The sequence below is a fragment of the Kitasatospora sp. NPDC058444 genome, from assembly GCF_042721415.1.
GTDB lineage: Bacteria > Actinomycetota > Actinomycetes > Streptomycetales > Streptomycetaceae > Kitasatospora.
Genome location: NZ_JBHXLL010000006.1, coordinates 179,570 through 206,126 on the forward strand (window position 1 = coordinate 179,570; position 26,557 = coordinate 206,126).

The window sequence follows — 26,557 nt, forward strand, 5'->3', positions numbered from 1 at the left end:
ACGCGGCCGGTGCCTTCGGACCGGGGGCACCCGCTCGCCCGGGGACGGGGTAGTGCGGTGCGACCTCGCTCGGCTTGGCCACCAGGGAGGTCTTCACCGACGGGGTACCCGGTAGAGGGGTAGCCGGCGGCTCCCACACCCGGGAGAAGTCCGGTGCCGAGGTGGCGGCCTGAGCGGCCACCGGCACCAGAAGCGAGGCTGTCACAGCCAGCCCGATGGCGCCGGCCACTCGCCGACGCCTGCCGGCCGGAGGTCGGGTTCTTCTACTAACTATCAAGGAATTTCCTAGAGTTGACGATCCATTGCCCGACTCTTGGTGAGCCATGGGCTGGAGAATTCTATTCGCAAGTGATCATCAATCTGTATGGGTGCGGTCGAAATAACTCAGGCGATGCGAATCACGGTGGGGCTTTGTGGGGATTCACCCGGTTTTGGTGATTCGGTTATCAAAAAAAGATCTTGACTGCTCCGACTGTCACTGAAAGTGTTCATCCGACCTCTGCGCAGTTCGCGCAAGTGGCTGATATTCAGGGAAATCGTGTGCGCACCACGTCAACATTTTTGATGGACCGTCAAAAAACATATCCTGCATCAAGAAAGGACCGACCTGCCCGACTCCGAGCCATGTCGGCAGCGACGGTCCTGGTGGTCTCCGCCGGCCTGCTCTCACTCGCCCCGGTCGCGGTCGCGGACGGCGCCGACGACCTCCGGGCGATGGTCGAGGCCGGGGACGCCAGGCACGCAGGTGAGCTCCTGGACCCGCGCCCGGCCGAGCTGGCGATCGCGGAGGCGAAGCGCACCGGCAAGGACGTGCCGATCCCCGCGCTGACCGATGAGTTCAGCACCACCACCGCCATGCCCAGCGGCCGGCTCCGCCAAGAGCAGCACATGGACGCGCAGCGGGTGAAGCGGGCCGACGGCTCGTGGGCCTCATTGGACGACACACTGCTGCGCCGCGCTGACGGGACGTACGCACCTGCGGCGGCGAGTGAGGGCCTGGTGATCTCCGGCGGCGGCAACGGTCCGCTGGCGACGATGAGGACCGGGGACGGCAAGGAGCTGTCAGTCGGGTCGCCGTTCGGCAGTGCGCTGCCGGTGCCGGTGGTGAGCGGCAACAGTGCGCTGTTCACATCGGTGGCGCCTGATACCGATCTGAAGGTAACGGCTGATCGGTTCGGTGGATACAGCACGGTACTGGTGCTGCACACTCCGGCCGCCGCGGCGAACCCGGCCGTGCGTTCGCTGAACTTCCCCGCCACGGCCAAGGGCGTGGAGCTGTCGGCCAATGCGGACGGCAGTCTGAAGGCTGTAAGCGGCGGTCACGAGGTCTTCACGGCTCCGAAGTCGCAGATGTGGTCGGCTGCGGCCCCCACGGCGGGCGGATCCGTTGCACCGACTGCCGAGGGCGGGGCCGTGAAGGCGTCGTTCGCGGTGCGGGAGGCGGCTTTCTCTTCGCCTCCGCCGGAGGAGGGCGCCGGCGCAACCCGCCAGGACCCAGATGCCCCGAGCAGCGCGGAGGGTCCCGGTCCGAAGGCCACCGTGGCGGACATTCCGGTGACCGCGGCCACGGACGGGAAGGGCGTCGGGGCGATCAAGCTGTCGCCCAGCCCGGAGCTGCTGGATGGTGCCGACACCAGCTACCCGATCTACGTCGACCCGTCCTGGTCGAATGATGCCCGGGGCAAGAGCCACCACGCCTGGGTTCAGTCCGCCTACCCGGGGGTCGGCAACTTTGACCGCACCGGCTCGGCGGACCGCGACCGACCCGGTGTCGGCTACCAGGGCTGGGAGACCACCAAGGGTGTCGAGCGGGCGCTGTACGAGTTCAACCTCAGCGGCTACCTGCCCAACACTGCCATCAACTACGCGAACCTGCGGGTGTCGCAGTACGTCTCGGCCGACTTCTCCTGCAGCAACGCCTATCCGGTGAACGTCTACCGGGCCGATCCGTTCGACAGCTCCATCTCCTGGAGCAGCCACAAGACGTACGAGTGGGTCGACGGCAAGAACGTTCCGGGAAACGGGAACAGCTCGGCCTGCTACGGCGACATCCCCGTCGACTTCAACATCACCGCCCCGATGCGCAACGCGCTCGCGGACACCGGCCGGCCCCTGGCATTCGCCCTGGTCGGTATCGAGGGTATCGGCGACAAGATGGGCTTCAAGCGCTTCGGCTACGACGCCGTCCTGTCCACTGAGTACGACCATGTCCCGCTGCAGCCGGGCGACCCGCGCACCTCACCTGCGGCGCGCAGCGTCACTCGCGGCGAGGGCGACAGCTGCGCCGCCACACCCGTCTCCTCGCTGCGCTGGATCACCGACACCACCGTCAACCTGACGTCGGTGGTCAGCAGCCACAACCAGTCCCAGCTCACCGAGTACGTCAACATATGGGACGACTCCTCCTCCGGCTCCCCGAGCGTCAGCAACGGCTGGTCGAGCTTCGTGCCCAACGGCAGCCGCGCCTCCTACAACGTCCCCCGCTTTACGCTCAAGGACGGCCACATCTACGGCTGGGCCGCTCAGGGCGACGACGGACTGCTCCGTGGGCCCTCGACCCCGGCGTGCCACTTCGCCGTCGACATCACCCCGCCGGTCGCGGCGTTCGGCACGTTCACCGACCCGAACACTCAGTTCCCGCCGTCCGGCAACGGCCAGACCACCAAGCTGCGGCTTGGTGACGAAGGGCTGATCCCCTTCTCGGCGTACGACCCCAACCCCTCTGGCCTGCTGGCGTCGGGTGTGGTCTGCGTCCGCTACGGCTACGACCCGCAGCTCGCCGACTACACACAGGACTGCGCCGGGGCCGGCAGTGCCCTGAACGTCACCGAGATCAGGACCAAGCCGACCCACTGGGGCACCAACATCCTGTACGCCCAGGTCTTCGACGACGCGGGCAACGCCTCACAGACGATGTCGTACTCCTTCTACGTCCCCTGGGCGGACGGCCCGGTCGCCTTCGGCGACACCACCGGCGATGCCAATCCCGACATCCTCGTTCCGGACAGCGCCGGCAACCTGATCACCCATGGCCGGGCCACCGAACCGGGCAACACCACTGTTCCCCCGACCGGCACCGCCGCCCCCGCCAACCAGGCACCTGAAGCCAGCTCCGGCCGGACGTGGAAGGACTTCAAGGTCACTCACCGCGGCTCCCGTGACCCGGGCAAGAACACCGACGACCTGTTCGTCCACCGCGACGGCGGCGACCAGCTCTACTACTACGCCAACTCGGAGCGCGACCCGGGCCACTTCGATCTGGGCACGACAGCAACCCTCGATCGCCCGAACTGCTCAGGGGACGACACCAGCTGCCCCGGCTACCACCAGGACGAGCAGTGGAGCTACACCAGCCAGATCACCCCGATCGGCTCGGCCAAGGACACCCGCACCCCCAACCGTGAGGTCAAGGACGCCACCGGCTTCCTCGCCGTGGAGGCCGGCAACCTCTGGTACTACCCGGTCAAGCCCAACCACACCCTGCGCGCGCCGAACCTCGTCGCCACTGGCGGCTGGGACACCCTTGACCTGATGGTCCCGGGCAACACCCTCGCCGTCGACCCCGCCGGCGCCACCCCGGTCACGCCGGCCCTGTGGGCACGCGCCCGCACCACCACGGGCAACCGGACCGCCGGCGACATCCTCCAGTACGCCCTCACCATCGAGACCCGCGCCGACGGCCTCGGCGAATACACCACCGTCACGGCGGTCTCCCCGGGGAGCGCACACCGCATCGGCACCGACGTCACGACCAGTGCCTTCCCGACGGTCGGCACCGACGGCGACGTCACCGGCGACGGCGTCCCGGACCTGTGGGCCCTGGACAGCTCCGGCAATCTCCACACCTGGCCCGGCTCGCTCACCGGCAAGGCGGTCTCCGGCTTCGGCAACGACCACTACCGCGGCAACACCCAGGCCCCGCAAGCCCAGTGGAAGCTCCAGGGCGACGCCACCGCCAACCCTGTCAGCTACAACGCGACACCGAGCAACCTCACCTTCGCCGACGACACCGTCGACGGCCGTGCCACCAAGGTGGCCGTCTTCAACGGCAACAGTTCCGTCACCACCGACAAGCCGGCAGTCGACACCCGTCAGAGTTTCACACTCAGCACCTGGGCCAAGTCCACCGGCACCGGCCAGATCGTCGCCAGTCAGAACACCACCCGTGCCAGCAGCTTCATTCTCTGGAGCGAAGGCACCGGGGGTGCCTGGCGCTTCGCTCTTGCCTACGCTGACGACAACAACTGGCCGTACGACCACACCTCCGTCGCCAACAGCGCCGCCCTGGTGAAGAGCGACGTCTGGACCCAGCTCACTGCCAGCTACAACGCCACCACCGGCCAGATGAGCCTCTACGTCAACGGCACGCTCGCCGGCAGCGCCTACCACAACGCGAGCACCAGCCCCGCCCCCAGCGGCAGTCTGGTCCTCGGCCGCTACCAGTACCAGGGCCAGCCGAGCAGCGGCTTCAACGGCCGCGTCAGCAACTTCGCCGTCTACAACACCCCCGTCAACCCGCCGACCGCGAGCATGGCCATCCGCCACGCCGCCAGCTACAACTGCCTTGACGTCCCCTACAACGACACCAGCCAGGGACTCGAGATCACCACCTGCAACAACACCGCCGCCCAGAACCTCACCGTCGACTCCGCCAACGGCACCATCAGCCTGCGCGGAATGTGCGTCGACATCACCGGTGGCAGCACTGCCAACGGTGCCGCCGTCGGCCTCCGGAACTGCACCCCCGGCGCCTCGAACCAGGTCTGGCTCCCCCGGGCAGACGGAAGCCTCTACAACCCCGGCTCCAACCACTGCCTCGACCTGCCCAACAACGACACCACCCCCGGCAGCCGACTTGCGGCCTTCACCTGCAACGGCACACCCGCACAGACCTGGAGCTTCCCCGCTCTCAGAACCCCACCCCAGCCCGTCAATCCCTGATAGACCAGGCATGACTGGGCCCCTAGCACACGAGCTGGGGGCCCAGTTCCATGTACGACGGGAAGGGCCAGGCCCTCAAGGCGTGGCAAGGGACCTTCACCGGCCCCATTGTCGTGGTTCATACAAACCTGCACGAGAACGAGGCTCGCTCGGCTCGGTCCAGAGCACGTTCGCGCAGGCGGCTGTCCACGGACAGTGGCCCGTCCGCCGGCACGTCGTCGCTCGGCCAGAGCCGCGCCCCTCGCGCGGGCGTCATGGACTGCCTCCGAGTCATGCCATGGGGCCGCGCCCCTGCTGCGAAACTCGGCCTCGTCAGCTGCGACCGAGGAGGCCGCCCGCTCCGACTCGGCTCGGATGGGCCGAGGGGCCTGGCCGACATCGACTACCGTCCCAATGGCAGGACCGCCTGGCCACGTTCCTCGACCTCGGTGAAGGCCGCGTAGGTTCCCTGGGTGCGGGCACGGACCGCCGCGGCCACCTGGTCGACCTGATCATGCTGCAGACGCTCAGCCACCGCGACGCCCCCGACGGACTGCTCGACGGCTACGGCCTCGTAGTCGTCGACGAGTGCCATGCCGAGGGCGTACAAGGCGCCGAGGCCGCGATCCGCAAGGCTCGCGCCCAGTGGTGGATCGGCCTGTCGGCCACCCCGTACCGGGCCGATCAGATGGATCCGCTGATCACCATGCAGTGCGGTCCCATCCGGCACGAGATCTCCGACACCAGCGCCTTCGCCAGGCACCTCGTCGTCCACCCCACCTCATTCACCACCGACGAGCCGGGCAACGACGGCGCCTCCTTCCAGACGATCTACACCGAACTCGCCGCGAATTCCGACCGCAACACCCAGATCGCCGCGGACATCGCCGACGCCTCTCGGCGGGGACGATGCTGCCTCGCCTTGAGTAACCGCGTCGAACACCTCCACCAGCTCGCCACGTCCCTTGCCATGCATGGCATCGAACCGCTGCTCCTGCACGGCGGCATGCCCTTGGCCGAGCGAGCCCGTGTCCGAGCCAGCCTGACCGACGAGACGATCACCCCGCTGGTGCTGCTGGCCATCGACAAGCTCGCCGGCGAGGGCTTCGACGCTCCCAGGCTCGACACCCTATTCCTCACCAGCCCGATCTCCTTCAAGGGACGCGTGATCCAGCAGGTCGGCCGGATCATGCGCAACACCGAGACGAAGAAGCCTCACGTCGAGGCGCACGACTACCTCGACTCGGATGTGCCCTGGCTGGAACGCATGCACCACAAGCGGCGCCGCATTCTCGAACCCCGAGGCTTCATTGCCACCACCCCCGAGAATCTGCCCCGGTCACCCGGCCACTCCGTTGCCTCCGCACGCCGTCGGCCGGAGCCCTCGCGATCTGCGGCAACGCCGCCGGTGGCCGAGGTGCGGCGGTGGGCCAAAGGCCAGGGCATGGACGTGCCACCGCGAGGCCGACTCCGCATCGACATCTGGGACGCCTGGCACAAGGCCCATCCCCAGCCTCAACCGGTCAGCTGATGTCGGCGCTCCCGACGGACCCAGCGCCGACGATCAGATGAGGAAGTGCCCGAACCGTCGGGTCCGCTCCTCGATCGCGGTGCGGAACACGGGTGGTCCCGGTCGGGCATGCTGTGGGCAGAGCAGACCGCAGCGGGTTGGCTGAGGATGCTCGGCTGCTCGCCGAAGGTGACGACAGGTTGGCCTCGTGGTGGCAGCTTGCGGTGTCGAGGGCCGTGATCAGTTCCTCGCCGCGCACTGTGGTCACGCGGTCCCAGGCGTCCCGGTCCAAGGGGCGAGGGCGGTGGGCCCGTGGATGGCTGCGAGAGCTCCCACGGCGGACCCTGTCGACGGCGTGTCTGCCGCAGGCTGGGGACGGCCACGGAGCCGATCGCTTGGATGGTCCAGACCGCTCGCTGCCGCACCTCGTGTTCCGGGCCCTCAGCCGCGGGATCAGCTGGTCGATGAACCTGGCCGCCGCTTCGCCCCGGAGTCTGGAAGGTGAGGAGCGCGTCGCTTTGGATACTGGGGCGGGAGTACTCAGGGGCACGACGACCGCGTGGTCGGGCATGAGTCTCGCTCGCTCCGGCTATTCGGTGGCACCGGTCGGTGGTGGGACGACCAGGGCGTCGAGTGCCTGTTGGGCCCGGCCGAGGTTGTCCTTGCCAGCGCGGCGCAGGCCGGCCTTGGCGTACTTCTCGACCATGGTGGTGAAAGTCCCTTCTCCGATCGGCTGGTAGCCGAAGGAGGAGATCGGCGCCCAGGGCACAGGACGGAGCCGTTCTGGGCGCCGATCTCCGTGTGTGTCTGTCAGAGGGTCCGGGCCATGGCGATGCGCTCCACGATGGCCTCCTTGGCCAGGTAGCGGTGAACGTCATGGGCTTTGGCGACGCCGCCGTTGTGCGCCACGACATCGGTGATTCCCACAGCGAGGTGGGAAAGGCCCGCTCCCTTGTTCATGACATCGTTCGGAGAGTGGAGATTGGTCCAGTGCACTCCTGCCGGCACGGAGAGCGGAGCGCCCGGGGTGTGGACTCCCCGTCGGATACACAGCCAGCTCAGCGGGGACCCACAGGTCACGAATGTGGTCACGCCCGGTCCGCGGTCACGCCCCGGTGGCACCTCACCGCGGTTCAGCATGTCGTAGAACACCACGCTCCCCAGTGAGTGAGCGATGACCATGCGGGCACCCGTGGCCGTCAGTGCTCCTCGGACCTCGGCGCGAACGGCGGCTGCCGTCTCCTCGTGTCGCAGGTAGCCGTGAGCTTCGCGGACCAGCCACAGCAGACGGCCGGTAATCCCCTTGCCGGCCACCTGGTCCACGGCATGCGCACGGCGCAGGATCCGCGGCGTGAGCCGCAACCCCCCGAGGGTGTGGCCTGCCATCGGCGAGGAATCCTCCTTGGCGACTGCGGCCGGAGCCTGCAGGCCGCTTGCCGCGACGCGTCCGGAAGACTGGCAGAGGCGCAGAGCAGTCAGGAAGCCTCGGTCAAGGCGCTGACCGACCCCCAGCAGCGGCGCGTGGCCGCTGTACTGGTATTCCGAGCCAAATACGGAACCGGTTCGGAGGAGGTCGGTCCCGCATCGTTTGATCCCGGCCGGGCCGGCCAACCGCAGTCCAACCGCCCGGACGACCGGGTCTGCCCAGTCTGTAATGCGGCGGGTCTTCTGCCGGGTCAGCACCGCCACAAGCGCTGTGAGAATGCGGCTCGGCACGACACCACCACGCACGTGGTCGGGCCTTACCAAGCCGCTGCCGCAGAGCCTCCAGACCAGTATCGGAAGCTGATTGCGTTGCGAAGGGTGCCTCGGGATACGTCGACATCGGCCGTTCGGGGGAAAGACGGGCGCGAGAAGGAACATTCTCGCCACGTCCCCCGGATTCCGCAGCGCGTACGGGTCCATGACGAACGCGGCCGCGGACCAGCCGATTAAGGAGCCCTTCTCCTTGCCGCGCCGCGCCCTGATGAACTTGACGACGGTGCCCAGCTCGTCCCATTCGCTCTGGTAGTTGCCCAGTTGGTGCGGGTAGGGCGCTGTGTTCGCCCTGAGGAACGGCTGCCCCCGGGGGTGGCCGGCATCTCCGCCGTCCAGGGGCTGTAGGGGGAGCCGGGACGGCTGGACGCACGGATGATGACTGGTCGGGTGAGCGCCGCTCCTCCGACCGGCGGGGCGCACCCGAGGGACTCCGTACCGGGGGGATGTCGGGGCCCGGCAGCGGCCGGGTGGCCGGGGCGGGTGGGTGAGGTCCCGGCGGGCGGCAGTAGGGTGCGGCGCTGACGGATTGATCATGTGTCGGCAGACGGGCGCAGCGCGCGTGAGGAACTCGGCGTGAGGTACGGAGAGCAGGAGTCCCTGCGGCGGGCCCCCTACCGGGAGGGGTCGCACCAGCCGCAGCAGCCGGGCGGTGTCCCGCTGTGGCAGCGGTTCCGGGGCGAGGAGTGGCCGACCCTGCGGGAGGTGCTGGCGCCCGTGCGGCGGAGGGTCGGGGGCTGTGTCCTGGTGCTGCTGGTGTTCTTCCTGTGGCCGCTGCTGGTGTTCCTGGGGCTCTACCCGATGGCCAGGTCGGCGCGGCGGCTGGCGCGGCGGGTGTTCGCCGTGCCGGGGCCGCCGGGGATCACCGACGAGCCGGTGCTGCGGGTGCAGCGGATCCGGGGGTGGCTGGCGCTCGCGGCGGCGTCCTGGGTACTTGTGGTGTACGGGTCGGCGGACGATTGGGGCCGGCTCGACGAGCAGTTCGAGATCCGGCTGGCGGTCACGCCGGTGCTGGTGCTGGTGACCACACCGGTGGTGGTCGGGATACTGTTCCGGCTCGCCGGGCCGGCCGCCCGACCTGCCATGCGGGCGCAGGTGCGGCCTGCGGTGCTGATGGCCCTGAAGTACGTGGGCGGGTGCACGGCGGTTCCGGTACTGCTGTGGCTGGCCTCGCAGGCGCGGGGGTCGGTCCAGGGCCTCTTCCTTGGGCCGCTGTTCGACTTGCTGGTCCTGGCGGCGCCGATCTGGGTGCTGATGTTCGTGGCCTTCGCCTCGCCGACGGTGGCCCGTACGGCGTTCACCATGGACCGGGTGCACGCGACGTTCCCTCCCATCCTCACCGGCATCGTGGTCTGGGAACTCGCCGGGATCGGGCTGCTGTTCGGCGGCCTGCCGCCCGGCCCGCCGCCCGTCCAACTGTGCGCCGTGGTCGGCGGGCCCGCGACGGTGACGGCAGTGGCCTGGTGGGAGGTGCACCGGCTCCGTACGCGCTTCGGGGTGTCCCTGCGCGGGCGGGCGGTGGCCGCGAACGGGCGGTAGCCGGGCCCCGTGCGGAAGGCGTGCCCCTGCCGCGGTCGGCCCGCGCGCCCGCCGACTCCTGCTGCACCGCTACACCCGGCCCGGGCTCCGGCGACGAAGGAGGAGGGTTCGCCGAGCCGGGTGGCGGCGTCCGTCAAGAGCGGATCCTCCGGCGCCACGCGCACCGCGACGTGATAGACGTGCTCGGCCGGCGTGCTACCCCGGGCAACGTGCACCGGAGCGTCCAGGAGCAGCGCGAGATCCCCGACCGTCGCGTCCGGCGACCGCGCCGGGTCCGGCACCCACGGCGCCCAGGCGGCGACCATCCGCGGGTCCTCGTGCTCGTCCCGCTTTCCGGGACCGTACAGGTAGAACAACAGCCCCGCGGTGTCACTCCCGCCCTTCGCCAGCTTGGGGATCACCAGCGCGACGCCCGCTCCCGCATCAACTGCAGCGTCGCCCGGTCGACCCGCCGTACGGCCTCCTGGACGAGACGTGTGGCCGCCCCCACATCGACGGGGCCGGTCGACCCGAGCCACTCACCGATCCGCACCAGCTCCCCACGCGATCTGATCAGCTCCACCAGGACTTCCCGGGCGTCCGCGGACACCGGTACGAGCCGATCCTTGGCGACCTCCAACGCCTTTCGCGCAACCCACGCGGACACCACCATGCCGTCACGTTTCGCCGCCTCGTGCACGATCGTCAGCTCGGCCTCGTTGTACGCCAGATTCACCCGCCTCGACCGCGGCGACCCCATCTGCCGCTCCCGCCGCCGCGCGCCCTCCGTGCCACCCACCGTCGGTCCTCCTCGGCTCCGCGGGCCGACGTTCCGAAGACCGCAACGAACACGACCCTCGCCGCGACCCCCTGCTGCGCCACCCTGCTTCGCGATCGAACCGACGGCCAGCGGATACGCCGGAGTGGCAGCTGAAAATCACCGACACGGGTGACCTCTGCGGCCAGATTCGAAACCACCGGAAGCGGTGGTTCTACGATCCGCGACATGACGAGGGAAGAAGAGTTCCTGAAGCGCATGCGCGAGATTCAGGACGACCGTGAGAAGGCCATCGTGTCGCTCGCAGCCGTCATGGCGAAGCGACAGCTCCTCAAGGACCGGCTGGCCGAAACCGAGGTCCCGTACGGAAGAGCCTATGCAGCCGCAGAGGCAGCCGGCTGGAGCACGGAGGAGCTCGCCAGGCTGGGCGCGGAGGTTCCCGCGCGCCGGCCCAAGGGGCGGCCCCGGAAGCATGCTGTGACCACCAGGGCGACTCTCCCCGCCCCCTCCGCTGGTGACGGGGAGAGCCTCGATGGTGCCGGTGTACAAGCCGGCTGAGTACCGGCGCGGCTTCGTCGCCGACTGGTGCGGGGCGGGGACTCCTCGCGGAGTCGCTGCCTACAGCTGCCTACAGCGAGTTAGTGGTCAATGTTCCGTCAACTCTGGTGCGCACCTCTCGGGCCCTGAAAGAGCCTTGCCGCGGCGACCCGGCGACAGCGGCTGCCGTGAGGGCGCACTGGTGATGTGCAACGTCGTAGTCGATGCACGGGTGAACAGGAGGCTGCTCGCCGAGCGGTGGGGCGACTGCGGTCCGCACGTCGTGCTCCTGCACGCCCGGCTCACCACCCGCGGCGGCTCCGGCACGGCCCACCCGCCGGGCTTCTGCCCGGCGGGCCGGCGCCGGGGTTCAGGACCGGGCGACCAGGTCCAGGTACGCGTCGTGCCAGAGGTCCTCGTCGCCGTCCGGCAGGAGCAGTACGCGGTCGGGCCGGAGGGCCTCGATGGCGCCGGGGTCGTGGGTGACCATCACGATCGCGCCCGGGTAGGTGCCGACCGCGGCCAGGACCTCCGTGCGGGAGGCCGGGTCGAGGTTGTTGGTCGGCTCGTCCAGCAGCAGGACGTTGGCGCCGGAGTGCACCAGGGCGGCCAGGGCGAGCCGGGTCTTCTCGCCGCCGGACAGCACCCCGGCCGGCTTGTCGGCGTCGTCGCCGCGGAAGAGGAACGCGCCGAGCACGTGCCGCAGTTCACCGTCGGTCAGGCCGGGCGCGGCCTGGGCGAGGTTGTCGCGGACGCTGAGCGCCGGGTCGAGGGTGTCGTGCTCCTGGGCGAAGTAGCCGAGCCGCAGGCCGGTGCCGGGGACGACGCGGCCGGAGTCCGGCGTCTCCCGGCCGGCCAGGATGCGCAGCAGCGTGGTCTTTCCGGCCCCGTTCAGGCCGAGCACGACCAGTCGGCTGCCGCGGTCCACGGCCAGGTCCAGCCCGGTCAGCACCGGCCGGCCGCCGTAGGACTTGGCGAGGCTGATCGCCCCGAGCGGCATCCGCCCGCACGGGGCGGGCTCGGGCAGCCGGATCCGGGCGGTGCGCTCGGCCTGCCGGACGGGTTCGAGTTCGGTGAGCATCCGGTCGGCCCGGCGGGCCATGCTGCGGGCGGTGGTCGCGGTGGCGACGTTGGCCCGCATCCGGTCGGCCTGCGCGTGCAGGGAGGCGGCCTTGCGTTCGGCGTTGGCCCGCTCCCGGGTGCGGCGGCGCTCGTCGGCGGCGCGCTGGGTCAGGTAGGCGGTCCATCCGGTGTTGTGGACGTCGATCGTGGCGCGCTGCGGGTCCAGGTGGAAGACCCGGTTGACGGTCTCCGCGAGCAGGCCGAGGTCGTGGCTGATCAGTACCAGCCCGCCCCGGTGGGTGGCGAGGAAGCCGCGCAGCCAGGCCACGGAGTCGGCGTCCAGGTGGTTGGTCGGCTCGTCCAGCAGCAGGGTTCCGTGGTCGGCGAACAGGATGCGGGCCAGTTCGACCCGGCGGCGCTGGCCGCCGGAGAGCGTGCCGACGGGGGAGCCCATCAGGTGGGAGGTCAGGCCGAGCCCGGCCGCGACCCGGGCCGCCTCGGCCTCGGCGGCGTAGCCGCCACGGGACTGGAACCCGGCCTCGGCCCGGACGTACGCGTCCATCGCATGCCGCTCCTCGGCCGGCGATCCGGCGCGGGTCATCGCCGCTTCGGCGGCGCGCAGGGCGTGGACGGCGGTGTCCAGGCCGCGGGCGGACAGGATGCGGTCGGTGACGGTGGTCGACGGGTCGGCGGCGCGGGAGTCCTGCGGGAGGTAGCCGACGGCTCCAGTCCGGGTGACCGTGCCGGCGGCGGGTGCCAGCTGTCCGGCGAGGGTGGCGAGCAGCGTGGTCTTGCCGGCTCCGTTGCGGCCGACGAGGCCGATCCGGTCGCCGGGGGCGATGTGCAGGGTGACGTCGGACAGCAGGAGGCGGGCGCCGACGCGCACGTCGACACCACGGGTGGTGATCATGGGATAACGCTCCGAAACGGCTGGCGAACAGACGGGTGGCGTGGAGGCGGGCCGTCTGGCTAGGAGATTCGGGGCGTGGACATGTGGGGCACGGTAGCGGGAGGGGCGGGCCGAGCGCATCCGAATTAACGGGGTGGCGCATGGCGGGCGGCATGTGGCGGGTGGGCGTGGCGGGCGGCCGTGACGGGCTCGGGGTGTCCGTGCCGTTCGTTCATGGCGATGCGGTTTCGGCCATGCCGGGCGACGGATGGCGGGCCGGGCATCCTTGTCATGACTGTGTCGAACTCGCTTGCATGTCCGCATGGCCCGACGTGACCTCGTACTCCTGACCGACCACAGCTCGACCGAAGGCAGCCGACAGGTGCTCGCCGCCGCCGCGCGGACGCTGACCGGCCGCGAACCCGTCCAACTGGACGCCCGGCACTTCATGACCGGCGGCAGCGGTCTGATCGAGGCCGACGACGCGGGCGGCTTCCGACTGGAGGCGGCCGGCCGGTCGGTGACCGCCGACACGGTGATCGTCTACGAGATCCCGCCGCACCGGCGCCGGGCGTTCGAGGACTGTCAACGGCGGCTGCGAGGATTCGGCGCCCGCTCGCTCGGCACCGACGCCGAGGCGTGGCGGGCGGCCACCGAGAAGGACGTCACCGTCGGCCACTTCGTCCGGGACGGCGTGCCGCACATGCCCAGCATCGCGCTCTCCAGGCCGAACCCGGAGGACGCCGCCGAGGCCTTCGCGGCACTCGGCGGCGACGTCTGGGCCCGGCCCTGCGTGGGGATGGGCGGCGACGACGTCTTCCACGTCACCACCCGTGCCCAGCTCGACGCCGCCACGCGGTACTACGCCCGGGCGGGCGCGGACTGGCTGATCGCCCGCGACGCCCGGAACCTCCTCCCGGACGGGCGCCGCCACCAGTACCGGGTGGTGGTGCTGAAGGGGCGCGTGGTCCGGGTCGTCGAGCACGTCCAGGCGGACCCGGACGCACCCTGCAACGAGAGCCGGGGTGCCGTCTCCACGCTGCTCGACTACACCGAACTGCCGGACGGGCTCGCGGAGTCGGCCATCGCGGCGGCCGCCTCCGTGGGCCTCGACCTCGCCGGGGTGGACCTCGCCGCCGAGAGCGGCGGCGTGGTCTTCGAGGTCAACGTCCACCCCGCCTTCGGCCGGCGCGGCCTGGAGCAGGTGGCGCTGCCGTACGTCGCCGCGCACCTCGGCGAGTAGGGCCCGGAGCAGCCCACCGGGGCTCCTCGTGGCGGCCGGGCCCGCCCAGGCGGCGGCCCCGGCTCCTCCCTTGGGCCCCGCAGGACCGCTCCCTCAGGCCCGCAGTATCGCCGCGAGCACCGACGGCCGGAACAGCATCGACGGCGGCCCCACCAGCGACATCACCTCGTGGAACACCGCGGTGACCGCCGGGTCCTCGGTGCTGGCCGCCAGCACCTTGTCGAAGAAGCGGTGCTGGAGCTCGACCAGGGCGCCGGAGGGCGCGCCGGTGGTGGCGCGGAAGCGGGCGTCCTCGGCGCAGGAGATCATCCAGGGGATCTTGGACGCTGTGGCGACGGCGCGCCGTGCGGCCCGGGCGGTGGCGTGGCCGATGCCGCCGTGCCGCTTCGCGGTGCGGCGAAGCTCCCGGGCGCAGAACAGCGCGACGGTGACGCCCTGCCCGTACACCGGGTTGAACGTGCTCGCGGCGTCGCCGACCACGACCAGCCCGTCCGGGCAGCTGCGCTCGTAGTGCCGGCGCACGCCCGGGCCGGGGTGGAAGCCCCGCACCTCGCCCGCCGGTTCGGCGTCCCGCAGCATCTCGCGGAGGAGGGGGTCGCGCAGCAGGCCGAGGTGTTCGGTGAACCCCTCGGCGCCGGCCGCCGGCTCGGCGCCGCGCATCCCGGCGAGGCTGACGATCCAGCGGTCGCGCTCGACCGGCAGCAGCACGCCCAGGCGCTGCGCGTCCGGTGCCTTGGTCTGGAGGTAGGCCGCCTGGGTGCCGAGGTCGGATCCGGCCGGGCGGTGGAAGATCCGGGAGGCGTACGCGACGCCCGCGTCCACCCGCTCCTCGGGCACCGGCGGGCAGCCCAGCCCGGTGAGCCACTTCGGTACCGAGGTCGAGCGGCCCGTCGCGTCCACCACCAACTCGGCCGGTATCTCGCGGACTTCGGCGCGCTCCGGGCCGCGCTCGCGGACCTTCACGCCGGTCACCGCGGTCGCCGAGCCGAGCAGTCCGACCGCGTCGGTGCCCTCCAGGAACTCGATCGCGGGGTGGGCGCGGACCCGGTCCAGCACGAACGAGTCCAGCAGCGGCCGGGTGCAGGAGAGGAAGCTCACCTGGGCCGGGTAGTCGGCCAGCCATCCGGCGGAGCAGAGCCACTTGACGTCCGAGGCGGCCACCCGCTGCGCACCCGCGGCCATCAGCTCCTGTTTGATGCCGGGCATCATCTCCTCCAGCAGCCGGTGCCCGGCCTCCAGCACCAGGTGGGCGTGCCGGCCCTGCGGCACTCCGGCCCGGAACTCGGCCCCCGCCGGGTACCGGTCCCGCTCCACCACCACGATCCGCTCGGCGAATCCGCGCAGCGCCCACGCGGCCGCCATCCCCGCGAGACCGCCGCCGATCACCACCGCCGTACCCCGCCCCGGGGTCCTCTCCGAAGAAGTCATGACACGTAGCGTAGTGGCGTGCTCGCCTCCCCGTGATCACTTCGCTGCGGACGAACAGCCCTGCCCGGTCGGGCCGTTGACAGCGCGTGGCGGCGGCACCGGGCGCCATCGGGAGGCGCCGGGCGGCCGCCGGGGCGCGCACGCGGGCGGCGGGCGCGGGCCGGGGCGGGGCCCCGGTGGGAGGTCGGGTCGTACGGGTACTAGACTCGGCGGGGTTGTGCTGGCGCCTCTCCCGGTGCGTGGGCGCGCGGAGCCGAGGAGGTGAGAGCCGTGGAGTGCAGTAGTACGGGTCGAAGTCGGCCCCGCCCCCGGTTGTCCCGCACCACTCGCGGCCCCCGGCACACCTCCTCCCGTACGGCTCCCGCGCGGCACTGACCTCGTCCTCCCGACGAGGCGCCGCCGGTCGCGCCGTGCGCGTGGCGGCCGGCCGGGCGCCTCCGGTCCGCCGTGTTCCCGTACGGCGGCCGGGCATCCACCGTGGAGGTCCCCGCCATGTCCGACTGGCGTGTGCGCGCCGTGCGCGCGAGCAAGCGTCCGTTCTCCCGTTCCGTCGTCCGGCCCGCGGACACCCAGCCCGCGCCCGAGCACTCGATGGACCCGCGCCCCGACCAGCCCGTCGAGCCGGTGACGCTGGCGCGCTCCGTCGTGGACGCGGCGGTCTACCGGGACGGTCGCCGGATAGAGGCGCCCACCGACCTCGCCGACATCTACCGCAAGCTGCCCGACCGGCCCGGCACGATGGCCTGGATCGGCCTCTTCCGCCCCGCCGAGGCGCAGCTGCTGGAGGCCGCCGACCGGTTCGACCTGCACGAGCTGGCCGTCGAGGACGCCATCGTCGCCCACCAGCGGCCGAAGCTGGAGCGCTACGGCGACACCCTGTTCGTGGTGCTGCGCGCCGCCCGCTACCTGGACGAGGCGGAGGAGGTCGACTTCGGCGAGATCCACCTCTTCGTCGGCCCCGACTTCGTGCTCACCGTCCGGCACTCCCAGGCGCCGGACCTGTCGGCGGTGCGCCGCCGGCTGGAGGACGACCCGGAGCTGCTGGCGCTCGGCCCGGAGGCGGTGCTCTACGCGGTGCTGGACGCCGTGGTCGACGGCTACGCGCCGGTGATCGCCGGTCTCCAGCACGACATCGACGAGATCGAGACCGAGGTGTTCGGCGGCGACCCGCAGGTCTCCCGCCGCATCTACGAGCTGTCCCGCGAGGTGATCGAGTTCCAGCGGGCCACCCGCCCGCTGCTGGAGATCATGAAGAGCCTGGAGGCGGGCTTCGGCAAGTACGGCACCGACGAGGAGCTCCAGCGCTATCTGCGCGACGTCGCCGACCACGCCACCTACGCCGCCGAGCGGGTGGACGGCTTCCGGCAGATGCTCCAGAACATCCTGACCGTCAACGCGACACTGGTCTCGCAGCGGCAGAACGAGGAGATGAAGCAACTCGCCGAAGCCGGGCACGCGCAGAACGACGAGATCAAGAAGATCTCCTCCTGGGCGGCCATCCTCTTCGCTCCGACGCTCATCGGAACGGTGTACGGGATGAACTTCGAGACGATGCCGGAGCTCAAGTGGGTCTTCGGCTACCCGTTCGCGATCGGGCTGATGGCGCTGGTGTGTACGGGGCTGTACCTGGTGTTCAAGAAGCGGGACTGGCTGTAGGCCGGAGCTCTTCGGGCCTCGCGAAGCCCACGGTGCGGAGGGGCCGGCCGGGGCAGGCAGGAGGCCGCGTCAGGGATTCGTCAGGGCGTCGGCGCGGCGCTTGCCCGGGTGGGGGAGGGCCGGTTGGATGAGGAGCATGAACCGCCCGGTACGCCATCACGACCGCCCGCCGCATAGGCGGCTGACGGTCCGTGCCGCCGTGGCCGTCATCGCCGTGCGCTGACCCGCGCCTCCCCGCCGGAGGGCACGGCACGTGCCGCACCCCGTCCCGGCGCCGTCGTGGCGCGGGCGGGGGCGGGCACGTGAAGCCCTCGTCCGGGGCCGTCGCGATCCGCGGCCGGCGTTCCGCATTTCCGCGTTACGCACGTCCGCCGCTCCGCGTTTCCGCGGTGCCGCGTTCTCCGTGTTGCGCATTCCTCCTTCCATCGGGCCGGTTGGGCCCGCACCTCCGGCCCGGGCAGGGCCGGTGGTGTCACACACCCTGGGAACGGTCATGTCCGACTCCGTCCTGTCCACCTCCACCCCCGCCGTGTCCGGAATGTCCGGAGCTGCGCCGTCCGGCACCGTGCTGTCCGGCCGAACCGCCCTGGTCACCGGGGCCTCCTCCGGGATCGGGTGGGAGACCGCCCGGCTGCTGTCCGGGCTGGGTGCAACCGTGCTGGTGCACGCCCGGACCGCCGCCGAGGCCGGGGCGGCCGTCGAGCGCCTGGTCGCCGGGGGCGCCCGACGGGACCAACTCGTCGAGCTGGCAGCCGACTTCACCCACCTCGCGGAGATCGCCGGGCTGGCCGGCACGGTCGTCAAGCACTACCCGGCACTGGACCTGCTGGTGAACAACGCCGCGGCGATGGCGCCCGAGCGCTGCACCCTCACCGACGACGGCAACGAGGTCTCCCTCCAGGTCAACTTCCTGGCCGCGCACCTGCTGGCGAGGCTGCTGCGCGCCCCGCTCTCGGCGGCCGGCGACGCCCGGATCGTCAACGTGTCCTCCTCGCTGCACCGCACCGCCTCGATGAACTGGACGGACCCGCACCGGACGAAGAAGTACTCGCGGGTCGCCGCGTACGCGCAGTCGCAGCTCGCGCTCACCATGGCGACCGCCGAGATGGCCCCGGCCGGCTCCGGCATCACCGCCGTCAGCCTCAACCCGGGCCAGTGCGCCACGGCGCTGCTGCCGCTGTACGGACGGACCGGCGCGCCGGCCGCGGAGGGCGCGGCGGCCGTGGTGCGGCTCTGCCTGCCCGGCGTCGAACTCGCCAACGGCGCCTACTACGAAGGCGGTTCGGTCGCGCAGACGGCGCCGGCCGTCCAGGAGGAGCGCTCGCTGAAGCGGCTGGCGAAGCTCGCCGACCAGCTGGTCGGCCAGGCGGCCTGAACGCCTTTCGCGAGCACGATCGGACCCGAGAGACCGGAGGAAGCACGATGTCCAAGCGCGCCCGCAAGAAGCGGACCCGACGGAAGAAGAAGGCGAACCACGGCGGCAGGGCCGGCCAGGGCTGATCCGCCCGGCCTTCGCCGAAGGGGGATGACCGCCGGGCGTCGGGAGGGCGCCAGAGATGCGTCAGGAACGGCGCCCGGCGGCGTCAAGGAGGCGTCAGGGAAGGTCTCGTGGCGGCCGGCGGCGACCTCCAGCAGGCAGCCCAGGCCGCTGCCGACGATCCCGCCGGGCAGCGCGTCGTCCGGTCGGCGCCGTTGCTCACCGGACGGTGACAACTCGGCCTCGGTCCAAGGACGTTCGGTGCCGGCGCGGGGCCGGTGGGGACTCTTCCCGGGGACGGGGAGGAGGCCCGGATGCGGGCGATCGCGGGGATGGTGGTGGCGGCCGTGGTGTTCGGAGTGTTGCTGGGAGGCACGGTGGGCGTGCTCTTGTTCGTCGTCACGGACTGGTTCGATCCGATCGAGCGGGCGTTGAACGAGCAGGGGCCCTTCCTCTGGTTCCTCGGCACGCCCTAGCCGCAGGCGGACGCAGGGCGGCCGCGAGCAGTCGGAGGGCCTAACCGGCCAGCAGCCGTTGGTACTCGGCCTCCGGGTCCAGCTGGCGCCGGTACTCGACGTGCAGTCGGACGGTGCCGTCCGCTCCGGCCAGGTGGTCGAGCGGGCCCTGGGCGGCCGGGAGCGGGCGCGGCTGGGGCCACTGCTGGGCGAGGACGGCCAGCGGGGTGCCGTCGGCGCCGCGGACCACCCAGGTGGCGCGGCCGCCGCCGATCAGCGGGAGCCGGGGCCGGGGGAGGCCGAGGGCGGCGAGCGCGGCCGGGGCGTCCAGGTGGTCGGGGAGCGTGACGGTCCCGGCGTGCGGGGCGTCGGCGTCGTCGCCGGCCGCGACGCTGTCCCGGGTGAGGAGGATGCGCATGGTGGGAGGATAGGCCGCAGCCGCAGACATGGGTGTAGTCGCAGCCACAGGCGTGGGCGCGCTCCGGGGTGGTGGCCCGCAGGGCGGCGGCCGGGCCTCACCCGGGTGCCGGATTGACAAGGATCCTTGCCGTAGCGGCAAATGGCAGGCATGGCTGACGAAGAGTTCGAGAACGTCCTCACCACGGTGGGTCCGCGGCTGCGGGCGCTGCGCCGGGAGCGCGGCACCACGCTCGCCAAACTGGCCGCCGTCACCGGCATCTCGCTCAGCACGCTGTCCCGGCTGGAGTCAGGGCAGCGCAAGCCGACGCTGGAGCTGTTGCTGCCGCTGGCCCGGGAGTACCGGGTGCCGCTGGACGAGCTGGTCGGGGCCCCGGCCACCGGCGACCCGCGGATCCACCCGCGCCCGGTGACCAGGGACGGCCAGACCATCGTCCCGCTCACCCGCCACCTGGGCGGCCTGCACGCCTACAAGCACATCGTGCCGCCGGGCCGGAACGCCGGACCGGACCTGGAGCTGAAGGTCCACGAGGGGTACGAGTGGCTGTACGTGCTGTCCGGACGGCTGCGGCTGGTCCTCGGCACCCACGACCTGGTGCTGGCGGCCGGTGAGGCCGCCGAGTTCGACACCCGCACCCCGCACGCCTTCGGCAACGCGGGCCCGCAGCCGGTGGAGTTCCTCAGCCTGTTCGGGCCGCAGGGGGAGCGCATCCACGTCAGGGCGCGCCCGGGAACCTCTGTTCGGTAGGTTCGTTCCTGACAGGGGGTCTTCGTACCGGCTCCCGCCAGGCCATCGGGAGGGGCCGAGGAGATGAGTGTGCAGCAGAGCGCGGAGTCCGGCGAGAGCGGCGGAGCCGGGGAGCGTGCGGAGGCCGGAGGCGGCCGGGCGGAGGCGAGTGCGCGCGGCGCGGTGACGGAGGGCACGGGGGCCGGTACTTCCGAGGAGGCCGGTGCTCCGGGGAAGGGCGCTCCCGGGAAGGCCGACGGGAAGGCCGACGAGCAGGCCGAGCGCCCCCGGAAGAAGCGTCCGTTCTGGCAGGAGCTGCCGATCCTGCTGGTGATCGCGCTGCTGCTCTCGCTCGGCATCAAGACCTTCTTCGTGCAGGCCTTCTCCATCCCGTCCGGCTCGATGGAGCAGACCCTCGCGATCGGCGACCGGGTGCTGGTCGACAAGTTCACCCCGTGGTTCGGTGCCGAGCCCGAGCGCGGCGAGGTCGTGGTGTTCCGCGATCCGGGCGGCTGGCTGGAGGGCACGCCCACGGCCTCGGGCGACTCCGTGACGGGCACCGTGCAGAAGGCGCTCAGCACCGTCGGCCTGATGCCCTCGGCGGACGAGAAGGACCTGATCAAGCGGGTGATCGCGGTCGGCGGTGACACCGTCGAATGCGCTGCGGGTGCGCCGCTGAAGGTGAACAACGTCGCACTGGACGAGCCGTACCTCTTCCCGGGCTCGACGCCCTGCGACAACGACCCGGTCGGCACCATCACCGTTCCCAAGGGCAAGCTGTGGGTGATGGGCGACCACCGCAACAACTCGCGGGACTCCCGCTGGCACCACAACGAGACCGGCGACGGCTTCGTACCGGTGGACAACGTGGTCGGCCGGGCCTTCGTGGTCGCCTGGCCGCTGTCCGACTGGTCCACCCTGCCGGTCCCGGACACCTTCGACAAGGTGCCCGCCGGGGACGCGGGCGCGGCCGGCGCGCCGTTCGAGGCGCCGCCGGCGCCGGAGGCCGCCGCGCTGGCCGGCATCGTGCCGCTCGCCCTGTGGCAGCGGCGGCGCTCGGCCCGCGGGGCCTCGGCGCGGAAGGACCGCTGAGGCCGGCTCACCCTCGGTACCGCGACCGCCGTCCCGCCCGGGTCGATCGTCTTCGATGGAACTCCTCCCGCTGACATCTACACGCCTGTAGAGTTCAGGAGGTGAGCTGCACCCCGGCCGTCGGTCGCCCCGTACGGGGGCGTCCGGCGCCCGGGTCCGGGTCGGGAGGCGGAGCCGTGGTGGAGAGTCAGTGCAGGCCCGGGCGCACCGGGGGTCCGGCGGGACCGGGACCGGCCGGAACCGATCCGGCCGGGCCGGAACAGCCAGGAGTGGCGGACCCGGCGGACCGGGACGTCCGGTGGGTCTACCAGCCGGTCGAGGTGGACCTCGGGGGCGGAGTCTGGGCGCTCGGCCGGATCAGCGCGTGGTGGCAGGACGCGGCCGGGCGGCGCTGGTGCCGGCTGAGGGTCGGCCGCAGCGGACAGCCCGCGCGCTGGCAGCCGTTCGACCCGGCGCGCGTGCTGCTGCTCCCGGTGTCGGGGCTGTGAGCGGGTCGGCCGGGCGCTCCCGGCGGAACCGTTCGGCGAACTCCGTCGTCCCTGGCAGCGACCGCTGACAGGCCACACAGCTACCGGGGACGACGTGACTTCGGAGATCTACTTCAGCAACAACTACCGCGACCTGTGCGAGCAGCACGGCACCGGCGCGGGCTTCCAGTTCGAGTTCTCCTGCTACCGCTGCTCGGACACCTGGCGATCGGCCTTCGAGCCGTTCCGGACCGGTCAGATGGCCGGCTGGATAGGCAAGGGCGTCAGCGCGGCCTGGAACCTCATCGGCGGCAACGCCAACACCATCAGCAACGCCGCCGACGGGCTGGCCGGCCAGACCTGGGGCACCTCGCGCGACGCCGCCTTCCAACGGGCCATCACCAACGCCCAGTCCCACTTCAACCGCTGCGCCCGGTGCACCCACTACGTCTGCGGCCGCTGCTTCGACCCGGTCCAGGGCCTGTGCCACACCTGCGCCCCGGACACCGCGGCCGAGGCGATGGCGGCGCAGCACCGCGGCCTCAACGACACGGTCACCGAGCGCGCGTACAGGTCCGGTCAGCAGTCCGGGGCCGAGTTCGACGTCGACACGCCGCGTCAGCTGGTCTGCCCGCAGTGCCGCACCGAGACCCACGGCACGCCGTTCTGCCCGGGCTGCGGCTTCCGGCTGGCGCAGCCCGTCCAGTGCACGAGCTGCCACAAGGACGTCCCGGACGGCGCCGCGTTCTGCCCGTCCTGCGGGGCGAGGCGCTGACACCCCCTCGCCCGCAGCGCGGCGGGGCACCCCGGAACGAGCCGGAGGTGCCCCGCCGTCGTGTGCGCGGGGTGGACCGGCTCAGCCGTACGAGAGGTTGGCGCAGGGATCGTCGTCGGCCGAGCGGGCGGCGCCGCTGACGCTGGTGGGCAGCGGGGCCGGGGCGGTGGCGGCGCCGGCGGGGGCCGAAGCGGCGGGGCCCGCCGGGTTGGCGGCGGCGAAGTCGTGGCCGAGGACGACGCTGACGCCCCGGCCGCCGGGCTGCACGGTCGCGCCGGGGAACAGCTTGGCGACCGCCTCGGCGGCGGTGCGTTCGCCGGTGCCGTACTCGACGACGGTGGTGCTGCGCGGCTTGCCGACCGCGTTGCCGACGCCGGTGACGGTGTATCCGGCGCCCTTGACGGTCTCCGCGGCGCGGCCGCCGAGTCCGGTCTCACCGGTGCTGTTGAGCACGGAGACCTTCACCTCGGTGGCCTTGATCTCGGCGGCCTTGGTGTCCGGCGCGGGCGTCGGGGTGGGCGCGGGCGCGGCCGCGGCGGCGACGGGAGCGGCGGAGGGGGCGGTGCCGGAGCCGGCCTCGGCCGGGGCGCTCGCGTCCTGGCCGTCGATGGTGCGGTCGGCCTTGAGCGCGGCCCACAGCTGGTCCACGTCGGGGTGCACCAGGGCGACCCGCGGGCCCTCGTAACGCCAGGGCACGGTGAGGAACTTGATGTCGTGCAGGTCCACGTCCTTGAGTTCCATGGCGAAGGAGAGCAGCTTGGCGGCCGAGCCGAGGCCGGGGTCGACGGTCAGGGACCTGGTGGCCGCGTCGGCCAGCGGCAGCAGCGTGGTCGGGTCCATGCCGCGGGACTTGACCTCCTTGATGAGGGAGGACATGAAGGCCTGCTGGCGCTTGGTGCGGCCGATGTCGGAGCCGTCGCCGATGCCGTGCCGGACCCGGACGTAGTCCAGTGCGGCCTGGCCCTCGACCTTCTGCTTGCCCTTGGGGAAGAGCAGCTTGCCCTTGTGGCCGAGGTTGGGGTTGAGGTCCCCCTCGTGGATGTCGTTGGGCAGGCAGACCTCGACGCCGCCGACCGCCTTGGTCATCGAGGCGAAGCCGTTGAAGTCCACCACGATGGTGTGGTCGACGCGCAGGTTGGTCAGCTTCTCGACGGCGTTCTGGGTGCAGGCCGGGTTGCCCTGCTCGCTGTCGCCCACCGAGAAGGCGCTGTTGAACATCGCATTGGTCTGCTCCTTGGTCCACCTGCCGTTGGGGAGCTTGCACGGCGGGAGGGTGACCAGGGAGTCGCGGGGGATGGAGATGCCGACGGCGTGCTTGTGGTCGGCGTAGACGTGCAGCAGGATCGCGGTGTCCGAGCGGGCGCCGCCGTCCCCGCCGCCGCCCAGGTCGCTGTTGCCGTTGCCGCGGCTGTCCGAGCCGATCAGCAGCACGTTGACCGGGGTGCGGCCCTGGGCGTCCGGGGCCGCGGCCTCCGGGCGGTCCTTGCTGAGGGCGTCGCCGTCGAAGGTGTTGATGTTGCTGTTCAGCCGGTAGTAGAGGCCGGCGCCGCCGAGGACGGCGAGGGCGGTGCAGCCGGCGGTCGCCCAGAGGACCTTCTCCTTGGTGCTGCGCTTGGGCTTCTTGCGGGCCCGGGCCGTTGAACGACCGTCTGATATGTCCGTGCCGTCTGTACCATCTGTGATGTCAGGGCGCCGGTCGTTCCCCTGGCCGGTTCTCCGGCCGGTCGCCCGGCGTCCACCCGCCCGGTGCGGCGAATTCTCGGCTTCGGGGGAACCCTTGCGGCCAGACACGTCGTCATCCTCCACAGTTGCCACGCGAGCCCCCCGTCGAAGCGGCGGGTTCGGGTGGCTCGGGGCCGGAGCCGATCCGGGCGGGGCCCGTCGCTAAACTTTTACATCGCTGTAGAACTTCAGTGGAGCATACTAGGCGCGGATCGGAAAACCAGCTGGTCAGACCATGAGAAATTGGTCAGAGCGGCTGCTCCGCGCTGCTCCGGACCGACCCGTACGAGGAGCACGATGACTGATCGCATCGCACGTTCGATAGCCGGCGCCCTGGTGGCCCTGCTGGCCGCCGTCGGCCTCACCGCCGCCGCATCGGGCGCGGCGGCCGTGGCCGCACCCCGGACCGTCGCGGCCGCCGCCGTCGATCCGGGCACCGCCCCGGGCGTCGCCGCCGCTGCCGCGGGCACCGGCGCGGAGGTCCGGACCGAGGCGCGCGGCGCCTCCGCCGTCTCCGCCGCCTCTGCCTCCGCCGAGGTCGCGCACCTCGCGAGCAAGGACGAGAAGAAGAAGAAAAAGGGCTTCTTCGCCAAGCTGGGCAAGTTCCTGCTGGTCGTGGTCATTCTGCTCATCCTGCTCGTCGTCCTGCTGATCGTCGGGATCGTCTACGCCGCGAAGCGGATCTTCAGCCGTCGCAAGTAGCCGCCGGCCGCCCGCCGGGCGGTGGAGCCGGAACGAACGCCCGGGGCAGGCCACTTGACGCCGATTGGCCCTGGCCCGGGTGTCGGGGCCACCCGAGGATGAGCGCCATGAGCGACTTCCACTCCCACGAGGCCCCCGGAGAACTGCGTCCCGAGAGCCGGGTCGTCCACCCGCCGCTCGTCGAGCCCACCGGCAGCCGTCCCCTCGGTGTCCCGCTGCACCAGGGCCACCTGTTCGCCTTCGACACCGGCGACGCACTCGCCGGGGCCCACGCCGGACCGGACGGTGCCTTCTTCTATAACCGCTTCGGCAACCCGACCGTCCGCTCACTGGAGCAGGCCGTCGCCGGACTCGAGGGCGGCACCGGCGCCCTCGCCACCGCCTCCGGCATGGGCGCGATCAACACCGCGCTGCTCGCCCTGCTGCGCGCCGGCGACCACGTGATCGCGCAGCGCAACCTGTACGGCGGCACCATCGGCGCGCTGACCGACCTCACCGAGCGCTGGGGCGTCGAGGTCAGCTACGTGAGCGGCGACGACCCCGCCGAGGTGGCGGCCGCGCTGCGACCCGGGACCCGGGTGCTGCTCCTGGAGACCGTCTCCAACCCCACCACCCGGGTCACCGACCTGCCCGGGCTGATCGCCGTCGCCAAGCGGGCCGGGGTGGTGAGCGTGGTGGACAACACCTTCGCGACCCCGCTGCTCTGCCGCCCGATCGAGCACGGCGCGGACATCGTGATCCACTCCGTGACCAAGTACCTGGGCGGGCACTCGGACGTGCTCGGCGGCATCGCCGTCTTCGCCGACCCGGAACTGCACCGGCGGGTCTGGCGGCGCTCGCTCGAACTCGGCGCCTCCGCCGACCCGTTCGCCGCCTGGCTGACCCTGCGCGGCATACAGACCCTCGCCCTGCGGGTCCGCCGCCACTGCGAGAGCGCGCTCGACCTGGCCGGCCGGCTCGCCGCCCACCCCGCGGTCACCGCCGTCCACTACCCGGGCCTGCCCACCCACCCCGACCACGACCTCGCCCGCCGGCTGCTGCCCGACGGCCACGGCGGCGTCCTGGCCTTCGACCTGGCCGGCGGCCGGGAAGCGGCCGGCACCTTCACCGAGTCCGTCCGGCTCGCCTCGCTGGCCCCGTCCCTGGGCGACGTGCACACCCTGGTGCTCCACCCGGCCAGCACCTCCCACCGGCAGCTGTCGGACGAGGAGTTGGCGGCGGCGGGCATCGGGCCGGGGACGGTGCGGGTGTCGGTGGGCATCGAGCACCCGGAGGACATCTGGGCGGACGTCGCGCGGGCGCTGGCGAAGGTGTGAGTCGAAGCGGGGGCCGCCGGCGGCGCGAACACCGGCGGGGTGGCGAACGGCCGCGAAGCCGCTGCCCGTTCGCGCCGGCCGGCCGCCGGGGCGATGGCCGCCCCCGGTGGC

The 26,557-nt window shown here is 71.9% G+C and carries 22 protein-coding genes; 15 read left to right on the forward strand and 7 right to left on the reverse strand.

What is annotated here, in order from left to right:
* Positions 1 to 624 precede the first annotated feature (624 nt).
* Together ACFWP2_RS09965 and ACFWP2_RS09970 are read left to right on the forward strand one after the other, a co-directional pair.
* Entirely contained in the window at positions 625 to 4,941 is a 4,317-nt protein-coding gene (locus ACFWP2_RS09965) for a ricin-type beta-trefoil lectin domain protein (protein ID WP_380449817.1), read from the forward strand.
* A 493-nt stretch (positions 4,942 to 5,434) separates the two neighbouring features.
* Positions 5,435 to 6,451, forward strand: a complete 1,017-nt coding sequence (locus tag ACFWP2_RS09970; protein ID WP_380449818.1) for a helicase-related protein — start codon at positions 5,435 to 5,437, stop codon at positions 6,449 to 6,451.
* 568 nt (positions 6,452 to 7,019) lie between these two features.
* Here ACFWP2_RS09970 and ACFWP2_RS09975 read toward each other — a convergent pair.
* Positions 7,020 to 7,199 carry a hypothetical protein gene (locus tag ACFWP2_RS09975; RefSeq protein WP_380449820.1) on the reverse strand — a complete coding sequence of 60 codons (180 nt, stop codon included), beginning with the start codon at positions 7,197 to 7,199 and terminating at the stop codon, positions 7,020 to 7,022.
* A 41-nt stretch (positions 7,200 to 7,240) separates the two neighbouring features.
* Entirely contained in the window at positions 7,241 to 8,146 is a 906-nt protein-coding gene (locus tag ACFWP2_RS09980; RefSeq protein WP_380449822.1) for a hypothetical protein, read from the reverse strand.
* Positions 8,147 to 8,761: 615 nt separating this feature from the next.
* Between ACFWP2_RS09980 and ACFWP2_RS09985 the strand changes: the two genes are divergently transcribed.
* Positions 8,762 to 9,724 carry a hypothetical protein gene (locus ACFWP2_RS09985; protein ID WP_380449825.1) on the forward strand — a complete coding sequence of 321 codons (963 nt, stop codon included), beginning with the start codon at positions 8,762 to 8,764 and terminating at the stop codon, positions 9,722 to 9,724.
* A gap of 397 nt (positions 9,725 to 10,121) precedes the next feature.
* Here ACFWP2_RS09985 and ACFWP2_RS09990 read toward each other — a convergent pair whose 3' ends face one another.
* On the reverse strand, positions 10,122 to 10,502 hold the full coding sequence (locus tag ACFWP2_RS09990) for a hypothetical protein (protein ID WP_380449828.1): 381 nt from the start codon (positions 10,500 to 10,502) through the stop codon (positions 10,122 to 10,124).
* A 207-nt stretch (positions 10,503 to 10,709) separates the two neighbouring features.
* Here ACFWP2_RS09990 and ACFWP2_RS09995 point away from each other — a divergent pair, with 207 nt between their 5' ends.
* On the forward strand, positions 10,710 to 11,039 hold the full coding sequence (locus ACFWP2_RS09995; protein WP_380449830.1) for a hypothetical protein: 330 nt from the start codon (positions 10,710 to 10,712) through the stop codon (positions 11,037 to 11,039).
* A gap of 349 nt (positions 11,040 to 11,388) precedes the next feature.
* On the opposite strand, the gene ACFWP2_RS10000 is transcribed toward ACFWP2_RS09995, so the two are convergent.
* Positions 11,389 to 12,990, reverse strand: coding sequence for an ABC-F family ATP-binding cassette domain-containing protein (locus tag ACFWP2_RS10000; RefSeq protein ID WP_380449832.1), 1,602 nt, complete (start codon positions 12,988 to 12,990; stop codon positions 11,389 to 11,391).
* A gap of 301 nt (positions 12,991 to 13,291) precedes the next feature.
* On the opposite strand from ACFWP2_RS10000, the gene ACFWP2_RS10005 reads away from it, so the two are divergent.
* The gene (locus ACFWP2_RS10005; RefSeq protein WP_380449833.1) at positions 13,292 to 14,212 is read left to right on the forward strand and encodes a RimK family alpha-L-glutamate ligase; all 921 of its coding nucleotides are present in this window, start codon (positions 13,292 to 13,294) and stop codon (positions 14,210 to 14,212) included.
* Positions 14,213 to 14,305: 93 nt separating this feature from the next.
* Here the strand turns inward: ACFWP2_RS10005 and ACFWP2_RS10010 are convergent, their stop codons facing one another.
* The gene (locus tag ACFWP2_RS10010) at positions 14,306 to 15,640 is read right to left on the reverse strand and encodes an NAD(P)/FAD-dependent oxidoreductase (RefSeq protein ID WP_380449834.1); all 1,335 of its coding nucleotides are present in this window, start codon (positions 15,638 to 15,640) and stop codon (positions 14,306 to 14,308) included.
* A gap of 492 nt (positions 15,641 to 16,132) precedes the next feature.
* Here ACFWP2_RS10010 and ACFWP2_RS10015 point away from each other — a divergent pair, with 492 nt between their 5' ends.
* The 4 genes from ACFWP2_RS10015 (at position 16,133) to ACFWP2_RS10030 (ending at position 19,249) form a co-directional block, all read left to right on the forward strand.
* Positions 16,133 to 17,296, forward strand: a complete 1,164-nt coding sequence (locus ACFWP2_RS10015; RefSeq protein WP_380449835.1) for a magnesium and cobalt transport protein CorA — start codon at positions 16,133 to 16,135, stop codon at positions 17,294 to 17,296.
* 493 nt (positions 17,297 to 17,789) lie between these two features.
* Positions 17,790 to 18,671: an SDR family NAD(P)-dependent oxidoreductase gene (locus ACFWP2_RS10020; RefSeq protein WP_380449836.1), complete on the forward strand. Its 882-nt coding sequence runs from the start codon at positions 17,790 to 17,792 to the stop codon at positions 18,669 to 18,671.
* Between the two features lie 47 nt (positions 18,672 to 18,718).
* Positions 18,719 to 18,796 (forward strand): 50S ribosomal protein bL37, encoded by a 78-nt coding sequence (locus ACFWP2_RS10025; RefSeq protein WP_380449938.1) that lies wholly within the window; start codon positions 18,719 to 18,721, stop codon positions 18,794 to 18,796.
* Between the two features lie 291 nt (positions 18,797 to 19,087).
* The gene (locus ACFWP2_RS10030) at positions 19,088 to 19,249 is read left to right on the forward strand and encodes a hypothetical protein (RefSeq protein ID WP_380449838.1); all 162 of its coding nucleotides are present in this window, start codon (positions 19,088 to 19,090) and stop codon (positions 19,247 to 19,249) included.
* A gap of 40 nt (positions 19,250 to 19,289) precedes the next feature.
* Here the strand turns inward: ACFWP2_RS10030 and ACFWP2_RS10035 are convergent, their stop codons facing one another.
* Positions 19,290 to 19,646, reverse strand: coding sequence for a hypothetical protein (locus ACFWP2_RS10035; protein WP_380449840.1), 357 nt, complete (start codon positions 19,644 to 19,646; stop codon positions 19,290 to 19,292).
* Positions 19,647 to 19,796: 150 nt separating this feature from the next.
* Here ACFWP2_RS10035 and ACFWP2_RS10040 point away from each other — a divergent pair, with 150 nt between their 5' ends.
* The 4 genes from ACFWP2_RS10040 (at position 19,797) to ACFWP2_RS10055 (ending at position 22,706) form a co-directional block, all read left to right on the forward strand.
* Positions 19,797 to 20,393 carry a helix-turn-helix domain-containing protein gene (locus ACFWP2_RS10040; protein WP_380449842.1) on the forward strand — a complete coding sequence of 199 codons (597 nt, stop codon included), beginning with the start codon at positions 19,797 to 19,799 and terminating at the stop codon, positions 20,391 to 20,393.
* 63 nt (positions 20,394 to 20,456) lie between these two features.
* Positions 20,457 to 21,464 (forward strand): signal peptidase I, encoded by a 1,008-nt coding sequence (gene lepB / locus ACFWP2_RS10045; protein ID WP_380449844.1) that lies wholly within the window; start codon positions 20,457 to 20,459, stop codon positions 21,462 to 21,464.
* Between the two features lie 269 nt (positions 21,465 to 21,733).
* The gene (locus tag ACFWP2_RS10050) at positions 21,734 to 21,952 is read left to right on the forward strand and encodes a hypothetical protein (protein ID WP_380449846.1); all 219 of its coding nucleotides are present in this window, start codon (positions 21,734 to 21,736) and stop codon (positions 21,950 to 21,952) included.
* A gap of 94 nt (positions 21,953 to 22,046) precedes the next feature.
* A complete protein-coding gene (locus ACFWP2_RS10055; protein ID WP_380449847.1) occupies positions 22,047 to 22,706 on the forward strand; it encodes a zinc ribbon domain-containing protein in 660 nt (219 codons plus the stop codon).
* Positions 22,707 to 22,787: 81 nt separating this feature from the next.
* Here the strand turns inward: ACFWP2_RS10055 and ACFWP2_RS10060 are convergent, their stop codons facing one another.
* A complete protein-coding gene (locus ACFWP2_RS10060; RefSeq protein WP_380449849.1) occupies positions 22,788 to 24,497 on the reverse strand; it encodes an LCP family protein in 1,710 nt (569 codons plus the stop codon).
* A gap of 228 nt (positions 24,498 to 24,725) precedes the next feature.
* Between ACFWP2_RS10060 and ACFWP2_RS10065 the strand changes: the two genes are divergently transcribed.
* Together ACFWP2_RS10065 and ACFWP2_RS10070 are read left to right on the forward strand one after the other, a co-directional pair.
* Entirely contained in the window at positions 24,726 to 25,130 is a 405-nt protein-coding gene (locus ACFWP2_RS10065) for a hypothetical protein (RefSeq protein WP_380449851.1), read from the forward strand.
* A 107-nt stretch (positions 25,131 to 25,237) separates the two neighbouring features.
* Positions 25,238 to 26,446 (forward strand): trans-sulfuration enzyme family protein, encoded by a 1,209-nt coding sequence (locus ACFWP2_RS10070; RefSeq protein WP_380449852.1) that lies wholly within the window; start codon positions 25,238 to 25,240, stop codon positions 26,444 to 26,446.
* The last annotated feature ends 111 nt before the right edge of the window (positions 26,447 to 26,557 follow it).